Origin of the sequence: Lonsdalea britannica, assembly GCF_003515985.1 — a bacterium.
Taxonomy (GTDB): domain Bacteria; phylum Pseudomonadota; class Gammaproteobacteria; order Enterobacterales; family Enterobacteriaceae; genus Lonsdalea; species Lonsdalea britannica.
This window is the reverse complement of the sequence record NZ_CP023009.1, coordinates 1,540,639-1,553,057: the sequence shown is the minus strand read 5'-3', so window position 1 is coordinate 1,553,057 and position 12,419 is coordinate 1,540,639. Positions and strand designations below refer to the sequence as shown.

The following is a 12,419-nucleotide window of genomic DNA, read 5'->3' as shown; positions in this document are numbered from 1 at the left end:
TGATCCGACCAAGCCAATGGCGCATAGAAACTAAGACTTTTTCCTAGTTTTGGGTATTTTTTCCGAAAATTGCGGGGAGGATCACAACCAGACGCGTTCCGCCTTCGTTACGCAGAGCGCATTCGCCGCCGATGGCGCGTACGCGATCTTGAATTCCGCGCAGCCCGTAGCCCGGTTTGACGCTCTCCACGTCCACGCCCCGCCCGTTATCCTGAATACTGACGCAGTACTGCCCGGCCGCATTCAACTGACCGCTCACGCCGATATGCGTCGCCTCCGCATGACGGCATGCGTTGGTCACGCCTTCCTGACACAACCGATAAAGAATGATCTTCAGCGTATCGTCGAGATGCGCGTCCGGGATTTGCCAGTCCAGCGAGGTCGTAATCCCCTGATCGGGCGGCACCAGATCGCGTAGCAGCGCCGCCAACGCCCCAGACAGGGAAAGCGTACTGAGCGCGGCGGGCCACAGCTGCGCCAGCAGATCGTGAATACCGTCATACACCCGCAGGGCGTAGGACTCGATCGCCGATGCGCTGGAGAGCACCCGAGGCTCCTGCGTCAGTTTGCGGATAATGCCGGAGTGGGTACGGATTACAGTGATGGTCTGCCCAACCTCGTCATGCAGCTCGCGGGCGATCTTACGCCGGGTGTCCTCTTCCGCCGTCACCAGCGAACGGGCCAGTCGTCGATTCTCTTCCAGCCGGAGCGCCAGCTGATGATTCAGGTGACGTTGACGTTCAATGCCCGCGCCCAACAGCATACCGGTCAAACTCTGCGCCAGCAGCGACAACAGCAGATCGCGATGGGGGCCCATGCCGTGGGGTTCGGACGCAATCAGCACCACGCCGTTGAGCAAGGTCGCCAACAGCGCGCCCTGCCAGCCATAACGGTAGGACATGAAAACAATCGGGATCGCCAGACAAAACGGCGCGAAGCGCCGCAGTTCAACGTCATCGGCCTGACGCTGCAACCAGACGCTAAAAGCGAACAACACCAGATATCCGCCCAGATGATATAACCGCATATTCAACGGCTGATGGATCAACCCCGGCTCCAGCGGCGCCCAGCGCTGCCGGGACAAATATTGCCAGATAAGCAGACAGGTCGGCGCGACCGTCAGTCCGCCGCTCAACCCCAGCAGCAGCGGTTGCACGGGAGCCGCGCCCATCACCAGCGACCAAATCACCGCCTGCAACGCCGCCGCCAGTACGACGACGGCACCCTGTTGCAACGGCCACCGCCACTCCGCTTCACTCTGCAAGGAGCGCTGTAGCCACCCGGCCGTTAACCGTAATAGCGCCAGACACGCCGGCAACGTGCACAGCAGCGCCCACAGTTCAGCGCTCGCGCCAAACTGCTGATACAGCACCCACAGCATCACGGCTTCCGCGAACAAGATCCCGCTCCAGCATCGACGCGGCGTTTGCAGCAGCACACCGACCCGCAGGCCGAAGGGGAACAACATCACGGCTTCCAGCGGGTTGGCGACCAGCGCGGTGCCGATCCCCCACAGGCAAAACCAGGCGGCGGCATAGAGGAAGAAAATGGAAACGGCAAAAATGACGCGCTGCATCAGTACCCCAACATGCGCTGCGCCAGCTCGACGTTATTGTTGACGCCCAGTTTGGCGAACAGGTTGGCGCGATGAACGTGTACGGTCTTCGGGGATAGTCCCAGCTGCAACGCGACCTCGCGCACGTCGTGTCCCTGCGCCAGCAGCATGGCGACTTCGCCTTCGCGACGCGTCAACGGGTCGACCTGCGAGCGCGTCAGCTGGCGGGCGATCTCCGGCATCAGATAGACGCCGCCCTGACCCACCGTGCGCACCGCCGTCACCAGATCTTCCGGATGACAACGTTTGGACAGAAATCCGCGCGCGCCCCGCTCCAGCGCCAGCTCGACCATCGCCGGGTTATCGTGCATCGACAGCATAATCACCGCCAGCCCGTAGGGCAGGTCGGCCAGCAGATCCAGCCCGCTTTCATCAGGCATAGAGATATCGCAAATACAGATATGCGCTTGTAGCCCCGGCAATCCCTTGCGCGCTTCGGCGGCCGAGCTGAACTCGCCCACGACGTCGATATCCTCTTCCAGCGCCAACAGCTGCACAAATCCTGAACGCACGATGTAATGGTCATCAATGAAGACAACGCGGTAAGTCATATCAGGCTCCGGGGAATGAACGGCAAGGCGGGGATTATACATAATGCCCGGCGCAGGCCACAGTACCCACTCATCTCACTGCCGCCCAGTCGAGCCCCCCCTTTATAGAGCGACTTCGACCCGCTCCTTAGAATTATCCCTTCGCCTGAAAGATATGCTGGCGATGGTAGGCCATTTGCGCCATGTCCGGCGGGAATTCACTCGGAAGACGGAGAGACTGCCCCTCGTACTGTGCGAAGTAGATCTCGCTGACCGGGCTTTTTAGTTTTTTGATTCGGGGAGAAAGCTGTAGCTCTAATGCCTCGTTAAAGGTGATCAGCCCGGTATCGAAGGCTTTGTCGTGCAGATTGGACAGGCACAGGCCGTTGCTGGGATTCAACCGGTGCTCCTCCGCCGTTTTCCACGGTCGAATATGGCTGGCCACCAGCAGCATCGGTTCGTCCAGACCGGTGACGCAACAGCGTTCGCCGTAAGCCCCGAGCACACGCTTGCGGAACAGCTGTTGGCCGATGCGCGTTTTCACTGACGTCAAACGCTCCCCACCGCGAAAATCTTCCGCCGCTTCTACTTCCTGCGCCTGTGAGGTGATCGTCGGCGAAGTGAGACTCGCCACGGCCTGCTCACACTGCTGTTCGAAACGCACCGGATCGCCGTTCATCTCCTGCCACAGCGCACGGTCGGCCTTGGATGCCCCGCGCAGGCCGGTCCGTCCGGAGTCGATGATAAAGGGATCGAGACTCGCCAGATTGACCAGCTTCATCGCCAACGCCGAAGGGGTCCGATTCAGCAGGGCGGCGTAACGGATAATGTCCGGATTGCGCGAATGCAGCTTGCCGAACGGCAATTGACTATACAGCGTGAAGGCGACCAGCAGTTGGTCCCGAGTCCAGGGTTGGGTAGCAGCCATGGGCATTCCATCAGATCGTGAGTGTATGAAGTTACGCGTAACGCCAACTATGCCAGGCCGAACGAAAAAAAGCATGCGTGCGTCGCGCTGGATCATCGCCGCCCGCTGCGCTAACGTCATGTCAGCCCTTTAGCCGCTAACCCGAGATAACATGCCGAATCTGCACCGTTTTTCGTTTCGTTCCCCACTGCATATGCTGGGCCTGCTCGCCGTACTGGCGCTGGCGGGCTGCGCCGAGAAAGTCGCCAAAACGCCTGCGCCGCGTCCGGCGGATATCCGTGCGCAGCTGCTGACGCTGATGCCTCCCAACGTGAGCGATCGACAGGGCTGGGCGGAAGATACCGCCGCCGCCTTCACCGCGCAGCAGCTTGACCCAAGCCCGGAAAACCTGTGTTCCGTTATCGCCGTCACCGAACAGGAATCGACGTTCAAAGCCGACCCACAGGTGCCCGGCTTATCAAAAATCGCCTGGCAGGAGATTAACCGTCGCGCCGAACCGCTGCATATTCCGGCGTTCCTGGTGCGCACGGCGCTGTCGATCACCTCGCCCAATGGCAAAACCTATAGCGAGCGTTTGGACAAAGTCCGCAGCGAGAAAGAGCTGAGCGCGATCTTTGACGACTTCATCGACATGGTGCCAATGGGGCAGCAGCTGTTTGGCCGTCTCAACCCGGTACGCACCGGCGGGCCGATGCAGGTCAGCATCGCGTTCGCCGAGGCCCACGCCAACGGCTACCCCTATCCCATCGACGGCACCGTGCGTCGGGAAGTCTTCAGCCGTCGCGGAGGCATGTACTTCGGCATCATGCATTTGCTGGGCTATCCCGCCAGCTACACGCAGTCGATTTATCGCTTCGCCGACTTTAACGCAGGCTGGTATGCCAGTCGCAACGCGGCGTTTCAACAGGTGGTGAGCCGCCTGAGCGGCATTTCGCTGGCGCGGGATGGCGATCTGATTAACTACGGGTCAAACAAGGCCGGCGCCACCGAACTGGCGGTGCGCTCCCTCGGGAAACGCCTGAAACTGAGCGACAGCGCGATCCGCCGAGATCTGGAGAAAGGCGATACCGCGGCCTTCGAAAAAACCGACCTTTACCGAAACGTCTATGCGCTGGCGGATCGCTCGGCGAGCGGCAAAGCGCCGCGTGAAATGCTGCCGGGGATCTCGCTGGAAAGCCCCAAGATCACCCGTAAACTGACCACGGCATGGTTCGCCAAACGGGTGGATGAGCGACGCCAGCAGTGTCTGCGTCGGGTGAAGTGAGTCCGGAAACGGCCCGGATGGGTTGAATGGGGAAGCGATATTCACGACAGAGGCCGACGTTGCAGCATAGGCTATCCGGCTCAGAATACGCTCGCTCCGGGGAGTCATCGGTTATCGCGACACAGAGCCGCCATCGGTTTTAATGCATGACGAAAAACGCGCCGCCCCCGGCTTTGCCGGGGACTGACGCGCTGTCGTTCACATCGTGAGGAAAGATTACTGGTTGTCCTGCTCGCGGGTCATGCCTTTGCCGGAGGACCAGTGCATCGCCAGCTTCTGCGCCGCCTTCACCTCATCCGGCTGCATCCCCTCTTCGAGCGCGTTACGGGCATTCATCGCGTTCACCATGCCTTCAGTCGCCGCCAGCGAGAACCAGGCGTAAGCATGAATACGGTTGCGCGGCACGCCCAGTCCTTCCTGTCGCATCGTGCCCATACGGTACTGCGCCATGCGGTTGTTGGCGGCAGACGCCTGCCGATACTGCTTCACAGCCTCGGTGTAGTCCTCTTTGCCGCCCAATCCCAGACGCAGCATCTCGCCATAAGCGAGCTGCGCCTGTACGTCGCCCTGCGCCGCCGCTTTAGCGAATTCGGCGCGAGCATGCACAAGATCCCCCGACTGCTGGTAGTAAAGACCCAGCTCATACTGCGCTTTCAGGAAACCTTTAGACGAGGCGATCTGGAAGTACTTCACTTTTTGGTCCGCATTCGGCGACAGAACGCCAAGCTGGTAGTTGGCTTCCGCCGAGCCGCCCGCCGCCGCCTTTTGCAGCAACGTTTCTCCCCGCGCTTTATCAAGCGGCAATTTATCGCCGGTCAAATACGCCATGCCCAACCACAGCTGAGCCTGCGGTTCGCCGCCCTCCGCGGACTTGCGATACCACTCGATCGACTCCTGGCCTTGCGTGTGTTGCGCCATCCAGCACTGCGCCTGCGGCTGTCCTGCCTGCGCCGCTTTGTAGTACCCGCGCTCAGCCATGTCGCCGCGCTGCGTCACGCCCTGCCCTTTCTCATAGCGTTGCGCCAGCTGATACTGCGCGTCCCGGTTGCCCTGTTCGGCCGAACGTTCGAACCAGCGGATCGCCTCTTTGGCGGAGTCCGGATGCGCCGCGTACCACTCCGCCATCTCAAGCTGAGCTCCCGCATGACGCTGACCGGCGGCCGCTTCAAACTCGTCCATACATTCCGGCGCCAGCTTGTTTTGATGCCGTAATTTGCACTGCATCCCCAGACGATAGTTGGCCTCGCTATTGCCGAAATACGCCGATTTGTGCCACCAGCGTTCGGCCAACGGAATATTTTTGGGTTCGCCCAGTCCCTGCTGATACCAGTCGGCGACCTGTAGCGCCGCCGTCCCGCGCAGGTCGCTGCTCGCGCTCAGTCGCCCCTCCTGCTCCGCCGCCTTCTGCATCCAGCGCATCGCAGCCGGATAGTCCGGTTTGGCGGCCAGTCGTCTCGCCAGCTGATATTGCGCCGTCCCGTTGCCCTCGGAGGCGACGCGCGTCAGGTCTTGCTCGGACAGCGACGACACCGGGGTGCCGCACGCCGTAAGACACCCTGCCGTCAGGAGTAGAACCGCTGTTTTACGCATCATCATTTCGCTTTTACCGTCAATAGATCGCCGCGCCCGGCGTCCGCCACGCGGTACGCAAGAGACGCGGCCTCAATGCCTGTGGGCCGTCAGCTGCCCGTATTTTTCTGCTTGAGTTTGAATAGCCGGATACTCAGCGCATCCAGCTCATTTTCCATCCGCTCCAGCTCGCCGGGATTGACCGTGCCTCGTTCCGCTTTCTGGGTTTCCAGCTGCTTCAGCCTCAGGGTGAACGGCGTACCGGAAAGCAGGTTTTTCTGGATCTCGTAAAACTGGGATTTCAGGTAGGAGATGCTGACCGTTTTACGCTGCTGCTCCAGTTCCTGCAGCTGCTTCAGCATACCGTCCACGCGAGCCTGAGCGTCCAGATAGGCGGGTGACGACGCCGGGACGTCCTGACGCAACGTGAGCGACTCCTGCCACTGACGTCCCATCTCTTTGACGGCCAGCGAGTCGGGATAAAGCATCTGTAACGAGTTTTTCAGGTTCTCGCCGTATTGATAGACCGAGAGCGGCGAGGCATGTTTGATCTGATCCAGCTGGGCCTGATAACGCGCGATGACCCGCCCTTCCATTCCCTGTAACGTCTGTTCGCCCAGCGAGATGCGCACCTGGCGGATATCGTTGTAATCGAGGATGTTTGGCAACGCCTGAGCAGGCTGCATCAGCAGCTCGACCGCAGCGTTTTTACGCTCCTGCATCACGTGCCAGCCAAAGACCGCCGCAACGGGCAGCGCACAGCTCAGCAGCCCGCAGGCAAACCAGAACCACGCCGGTTTATGCTTGCGTCGCGCTTCGATCTTCAGCACGGTCGGTTTGACCTCGCCTTTTTCTCTCCCGACCAGAATGCTGCCGGTCGGCAGCGCCTGCTGATCGCCTGCGTTCGTCGAGCCATCGCCGTCCGACTTGAAGTACACCATCGGCGGGATCTGCATGTCCTGCTTTCTGATCTCCTGATCGTCGGAGACGATCACGATCTCCGTCTCATCGAACAAATGGGTATAGCCCTCGATGAAGTGAACCAGATTTTCGATACGCGGAACGCGGCTCAGACCAACGTTGTGCAGCTTCTCGCTGATCAGCTGTAGCGAACGTTCGCAGCGATAAATCAGCCGACGATCTTCCTGACTGATGGCATAACCCCGGATCACATCGCTGACGCGGGCGATAAACCAGTCGATCATTTCGATGCGAGCGCGATCCTGATGCACCGGCGGCCAAAAGTTGTCCCACTGGGTCACAATCAGGTTGGCGAGAAACTCGCAGCCTTCGGTAAAACCATTCAGCCCCTGCAACCGTGACCGCGCGAGGACGAAATACACGGCGGTCTGCAAATCCACGCCGTGCTTTTCAAAAATGATACCCGCCATTCGATGGATTAAGGCCCAGTCGACTTCCGGCCGGGATGCGTGGCTCAGCTTATTGATTTCGATGCGTAATGTTTCGTATTCGGGCAGCATTCGCGGATCGCGACCGACCGTCAGAGCCTGCTGTGCGTCTTGCATAGTGATGAAATCCATTCAACGGGGGCGCCAGCGCCCCCTCAAACATTAATACAGTGATTCAGGCAGTTGGAACTGGCTGAACAGACCACCGGCGAACGGGTTATGGCTGGCGTCGGTGTAAACGCGATAGGACATCGTTCCCTGATCGACGGCGAACTGCACGTCGAACGTGTTGTCGTTGACCTGCCTCAACTCGCCCGTATTGATCAGGCGGAACATCGCCCACGGTCCGATATAGCTCAGGCTACGAGGCGAACGTTCGCGGTTGTCCGGCACCAGCGTGATTTTGCTTTCCGCACCGTCGCGCATGTTGTTCGGCCAGACCAGCGGCGTTTTCTGACGACGGCCGTGGGAGTACTCCAACAGCTGTCCGTCGAGATTCAGTACGCTGCGACGTTTGTTCGCGGTCAACTCGATAGGCTCCAGCACGAAGTGCACCTCCAGCCCGCCCTGCGCATTGAACAGGGTTTTGCGGATGCGATCGGCGCGCTCCAACTGCTTGACCAGCTCGGTCTGCAAGGTCGTGTTCACGTCGCCGCTTCCCTGTCCTTCGTTCAGGATGGACTTCAGGTTAGCCTGATAGAAGCTGTCCAGCGTGCCGCCGGGAGCAAAGAAGCGCTCCATTTCCGACAGCGCCACATCCTTGTCGGACTCAGGATTGAACGGGTAGCGATCCGCCAGCTGATCGTTGAACGGCGTCACCACTTTGTCCTGCCATTCCTGATTCAGCGAAGACATCGCCAGATCCATCACCAGATGCGAACTCTGCTCGGCGATCTGCCCGACCCAGCGATCCAGCGGCGTCGGCAGGCTGCGCGCGTACTGTTGCAGAGCGAAGGCCGGATCGGCGAAGCGGTTGGTCTGACGCAGCTGCATCGCCTTGAGCGCCGCCTGACCCGGATCGCCCGCATTCACGATCTGCTCCAGACTGTGGTAGAACTCCGTCAGCTTCTGATTCACTTCCTGGATCAAGGCGACCTGATCGCCACGACCGCTCAACGTCGAGTTGGTAGTCATAAACGTACGGCTAATACGCGCATTCATGACCTGCGCCGGATCGTGGTCGTTATCCGACAGCTTGCGGGCGCGGGTATTGTCGTTCAGTGCCGCGATCACGCGTTGGAAAGGCTGATCGTTACCGGTGATGGCCGTCAGCACATCCAGCGCCTGCTCCGGCGTTTCCAGCGGCTGCACGTCCAGACCCGCCAGCACTTTCTGCCACTGGTTGACGTAGTCGGTGATATAGCGATCGTTGACCTGACGCTGGATCTCCCTGCGGTCTTCGTCGCTCAGATAGACTTTCTCACGCTGGCCCAGCACCCACGCATCCAGCGCGGCCAGATCGAACAGCGTCTTATCCTGTTTGACGAAATATTCGCTGAAGCCCGCATTGGTCAGCAGCCGCGGCACCGCGCCCGCTTTGTCATTGCGCAGCGTGAAGACGGTATCGAACACCGGCCCGACTTCATCGCGCATCATCATATCCGGCGGCAGCACGTCGACCGATTTGGTCACCAAACTCTGGTAGATGCGTTGGAACATCGGCAGTTTACTCAGCTCGCGCTGCGCGTCGGCGATAGGCATCCGGAACGGTTCGAAGGCGGCGATCGCCTGCGCATCTTTCTGCTGACGGGCCTGATGCCAGTCGGTGTGCTCCAGCGCATAGTCCAGGTGCTGCATCAGATGTTCCTGCACCTTGCCCTGACCGGGGAACGCCCGCTGCCAACGCTGTCCCATGTACTGCTCGACCACCGATTTGTTGCGGCCGGACGCATCATCGATCATCCGCATAATGCGCAGGATCGCCAGCTTCTGCTCGCTGCCTTTGGGAGCCTGATTCAGATCGTCCTGCAATCCCTGCATGACCGCCGGCAGGAAACGCTGGCTCAGGAGTTGCAGATAGGTGCCTTCTACGAAAGGACCGATCTTATCGCCCTGATACAGCCCCATTTCCGACAGTACCGGCGTTTTCTCGCGATAGTCACCGAACGACAGCGTGGCTTCGCGAATCAGGTTAAGACGCGGCAGTTGTCCAAAACCGAAGCTTTGGTTCTGCTGTCCCGCCAGCTCGGTGGTGTCCGTAAACGCCTGCGCCTTGTTCAGCACATTGCGCCCGGCTTCTTCGTTCAGCCGATAGTAGTGATGCCAGCCAATCACCAGCAGCGCGGCGAGTACGCCCATGCACCCCATACCGATGCCGATACGGCGGCGGCGATAAAGGCTGTGCAGGCGGTTTTCCCCGGCCAGATGCGCTTCGGGGAAGATGACGCCGGAGAACAGGCGTTTCACGAAGAAGGTGTTGGATTCGCCTTTCAGAGCGGAATTGACCGGCTCCGGCAGCTGATAGCGGAAGGTCGCCGCCTGCGCGAAGGCATCGAACGGCACGCCCTGCTGATAAACGGAACACGCGTAAACGCCGCGCACCAACAGCGGTTTGTACTCTTCCGGCGTAATCGCGTCGGCAAGGATCTCTTCGACGTAGTCTTTCAACCCGGCCAGCTGACGCGTGAAGCTGAACAGCGCGCTGCGTTGTTCGCTGGTGAGATTGGAGAGCATGTTGTCAGGCAGATTGTCGTTCAGCGCGGACACCCATTTGTCCCAGAACGCATCCAGCTCTTCCTGCCAGCCTTTACCGGCGCTGCCTTTCAGATCGAAGGTCACCCCGAGGATGGACTGACGCGTTTCCTTATCCAACTGACGGTAGGCGATGTCAAAGCCGCGCAGCATATCCAGCTTGGTGAGCGCGACATAGATCGGCAGCCGGGTATTCAGCGTGGTGGCGATTTCCTGAATGCGTCCGCGGATCAGCTGCGCGTAGGCTTTACGTTCCGGCACGCTGGCATGCGACAGCCAGGCCAGATCCAGCGTCAGCACCAGACCGTTCAGCGGCTGACGCTTACGATTTTCGCTCAGCCATTTCAGCAAATGCGTCCACAGACGTTCATGTTTGCGTTCGACCGGTGCCAGATCGGGATTCGACGGCGCCATCATCTGACCATCGGGATCGAAGATAATCGCGCTTTCGCCTACCCAGCAGTCCACTTCCTGACCCGCGGCGAAGTCTCGCAGTTCGGCATCCAGATGCGGGTTGAGCTTGTTCGCCTCGTTGGCGCGGTGAATCAGGCTGCTTTTACCGCTGCCCGGCAGACCGATCGTCAGGTACCACGGCATCTTGTAGAGAATGCCCGCCCCCAGATGTTCGCGCAGCGCCAGCAGCCAGCGATCCAGAAACGCCTGCTGTTTGTCGACGAAGATCTGTTGAGGATCGTGTTCGGCGATCTTCTGTTTTTGTTGCTCCGCCCGGATATGGCGTACGCGACGCCACAGCCGCCAGGCGCTGATGCTGAAACCCAGCCAGAGCCACAATAGCGTGAAGACGATGCGTGACCAGATCGTATCCAGCGGCCGCGTGTCGAATACATGCAGTCGCGGGCCAAGCCACCAGGCCAGCGCCAACACGACAATCCAGAGCACGATCCCCAGCATGACCCAGGAGAGCTTTAGCTTCGGCAGCTGTTGCCGCAAAAAGGTAATGATTGTTTTAAACATAAGTGACCATTCACTCCGAATGTCTTATTTTGACCACGAGGTTGCAAAGCGCTCAAGGCGGCTAACCAGTCCCGGCTCCCACTGCGACAGTCCCAATCGCTGGGTTTCTTGCCACAAAGCGTGGTAATGCTGTGTTGCTAACGTCTTCATTCCTTCCTCCGCCAGCAGATCCGCTAAGATCAGCTGGGCGTAAAAGCGGCCTCGGGGCTCTTTCATCTTGGCCATTTTCTTATCCAGCAACGTCATGGCGGCATTCAGGCCTTTTTCCGCCCGACATTTCGCCGCCTCGCTCGCCAGATCGTCGGACTGCCCGGACGACTCGCTGTTCGCCTGCCCGGCATCCACCCATTCCCGGCAGGCGTCGGTCAGGAACGGCGTACCATCGTTGAACGTGAGTTCGCGCAGAGTCGGCAAACGCGTCAGAAAGGCATGCAGCTCATCGGCGATGGCCGAGGCCGCCGCGTGACAGCCGAGCTGAGCGGCGATCTGCGCCGACAACATGTGCCCTTCAAACCAGTACGGCGCCAAGACCAGACTCTGCTCGACGCGCGCCCACAGCGCGTTGTCCGCCTGCCCCATTGCCGCCTTATAGTCGTCCACCATATCCGCCGACATGGGGGCCAGCTGCGTGGCATTGCCTTTCGACGTCAACGGCGGCGTGGTGATGCCGGACCAGATGGCGTGACGGCGCAGACGGTATCCCACCGGGGTATCCGCTTGCTGTTCCACCAACAGTTCCGCCACCTTGAGCTGCGTTTGCCGCCAGGCGCGATCGTCCGAGTGGTTGATGTCCACCGACGGCTTCGGCTCCGCCTGACTGGACGAAGACGATGCAACGCTGGCGGTCGCCTGCGCGCGCGGCGGCGGCTCATTCGCCTTGACCTGCTCAGCGCGACGGCTCTGAGCGCGGCGCAGACTGACCGTCAAATCGTCAAACAGCGCGTTGCCCGGCGCGACGGCGGACCAGCGCTGAGCGAACTGCTCCGACAGCGTCGACAGCTGGCTTAACTCGGCGACCGAGGCACTTTCGGCGACGCGCGGCAGCACGCTGTCGAAACGCTTGGCGGCCTGCGTCATCAACCGGGTTTTCTGCAACGTGTTCTGCGGCCAAGCCGTCGTCCAGTAAACATTCACCCAGTCGTCCAGCAGCATCAATGCCGTCGCGAACGGCGTCGCTTTCGCCGGATGCTGTAAACAGCGCAGCAGCTGGACGAGAACGCGCATGTCTTTGGTCCGCGTTTCGAGCAGCGTGAGGCACTGCTCCGCCACCGCGTTAATATCCACCTGGCTGTGGGCAAGCGAGCCCAGCTTCACCATCTCGGTTTCGACGTCTTCCCAGAGAGGATCGTCCGCCGGAACCGCGCCGCTGACCCGGTCTACCGGCAGAGGCGTCAGCAGCCGCTGACACGAGGGATGAGAGTGGATTGCCATGACCTGT

8 protein-coding genes are annotated in these 12,419 nt (G+C 60.3%); 1 reads left to right on the top strand and 7 read right to left on the bottom strand.

The genetic code is table 11. From position 1 onward, the window contains the following. Nucleotides 1-43 precede the first annotated feature (43 nt). The 3 genes from uhpB to CKQ53_RS07300 all read right to left on the bottom strand — a co-directional run bounded on the left by uhpB (nucleotide 44) and on the right by CKQ53_RS07300 (nucleotide 3,073). Nucleotides 44-1,576, bottom strand: a complete 1,533-nt coding sequence (gene uhpB, locus CKQ53_RS07310; RefSeq protein ID WP_118894823.1) for a signal transduction histidine-protein kinase/phosphatase UhpB — start codon at nucleotides 1,574-1,576, stop codon at nucleotides 44-46. Beyond that, nucleotides 1,576-2,166 carry a response regulator transcription factor UhpA gene (gene uhpA, locus CKQ53_RS07305; protein ID WP_085652801.1) on the bottom strand — a complete coding sequence of 197 codons (591 nt, stop codon included), beginning with the start codon at nucleotides 2,164-2,166 and terminating at the stop codon, nucleotides 1,576-1,578. Before uhpA ends, uhpB begins: the two co-directional genes overlap by 1 nt. Before the next feature lie 133 nt (nucleotides 2,167-2,299). Continuing rightward, on the bottom strand, nucleotides 2,300-3,073 hold the full coding sequence (locus tag CKQ53_RS07300; RefSeq protein ID WP_118894821.1) for an HNH endonuclease: 774 nt from the start codon (nucleotides 3,071-3,073) through the stop codon (nucleotides 2,300-2,302). Nucleotides 3,074-3,224: 151 nt separating this feature from the next. Between CKQ53_RS07300 and CKQ53_RS07295 the strand changes: the two genes are divergently transcribed. After that, nucleotides 3,225-4,337, top strand: coding sequence for a DUF1615 domain-containing protein (locus CKQ53_RS07295; RefSeq protein ID WP_118894819.1), 1,113 nt, complete (start codon nucleotides 3,225-3,227; stop codon nucleotides 4,335-4,337). Between the two features lie 216 nt (nucleotides 4,338-4,553). Here the strand turns inward: CKQ53_RS07295 and CKQ53_RS07290 are convergent, their stop codons facing one another. The 4 genes from CKQ53_RS07290 to tssA form a co-directional block, all read right to left on the bottom strand. Beyond that, entirely contained in the window at nucleotides 4,554-5,933 is a 1,380-nt protein-coding gene (locus CKQ53_RS07290) for a tetratricopeptide repeat protein (RefSeq protein ID WP_244201010.1), read from the bottom strand. 83 nt (nucleotides 5,934-6,016) lie between these two features. Then, on the bottom strand, nucleotides 6,017-7,432 hold the full coding sequence (locus CKQ53_RS07285) for a VasL domain-containing protein (protein WP_094118684.1): 1,416 nt from the start codon (nucleotides 7,430-7,432) through the stop codon (nucleotides 6,017-6,019). Nucleotides 7,433-7,477: 45 nt separating this feature from the next. Beyond that, a complete protein-coding gene (gene tssM / locus CKQ53_RS07280) occupies nucleotides 7,478-10,981 on the bottom strand; it encodes a type VI secretion system membrane subunit TssM (protein WP_094118656.1) in 3,504 nt (1,167 codons plus the stop codon). Nucleotides 10,982-11,005: 24 nt separating this feature from the next. Further along, complete coding sequence (gene tssA, locus CKQ53_RS07275; protein WP_457920374.1) at nucleotides 11,006-12,412, bottom strand: type VI secretion system protein TssA; 1,407 nt, start codon at nucleotides 12,410-12,412, stop codon at nucleotides 11,006-11,008. Between the last annotated feature and the right edge of the window lie 7 nt (nucleotides 12,413-12,419).

What these genes read in the sequence shown, in the direction of transcription:
- uhpB (WP_118894823.1), bottom strand. Translation starts at nt 1,576, where the DNA reads ATGCAGCGCGTCATTTTTGCCGTTTCCATTTTCTTCCTCTATGCCGCC.
- uhpA (WP_085652801.1), bottom strand. Translation starts at nt 2,166, where the DNA reads ATGACTTACCGCGTTGTCTTCATTGATGACCATTACATCGTGCGTTCA.
- CKQ53_RS07300 (WP_118894821.1), bottom strand. Translation starts at nt 3,073, where the DNA reads ATGGCTGCTACCCAACCCTGGACTCGGGACCAACTGCTGGTCGCCTTC.
- CKQ53_RS07295 (WP_118894819.1), top strand. Translation starts at nt 3,225, where the DNA reads ATGCCGAATCTGCACCGTTTTTCGTTTCGTTCCCCACTGCATATGCTG.
- CKQ53_RS07290 (WP_244201010.1), bottom strand. Translation starts at nt 5,933, where the DNA reads ATGATGATGCGTAAAACAGCGGTTCTACTCCTGACGGCAGGGTGTCTT.
- CKQ53_RS07285 (WP_094118684.1), bottom strand. Translation starts at nt 7,432, where the DNA reads ATGCAAGACGCACAGCAGGCTCTGACGGTCGGTCGCGATCCGCGAATG.
- tssM (WP_094118656.1), bottom strand. Translation starts at nt 10,981, where the DNA reads ATGTTTAAAACAATCATTACCTTTTTGCGGCAACAGCTGCCGAAGCTA.
- tssA (WP_457920374.1), bottom strand. Translation starts at nt 12,412, where the DNA reads ATGGCAATCCACTCTCATCCCTCGTGTCAGCGGCTGCTGACGCCTCTG.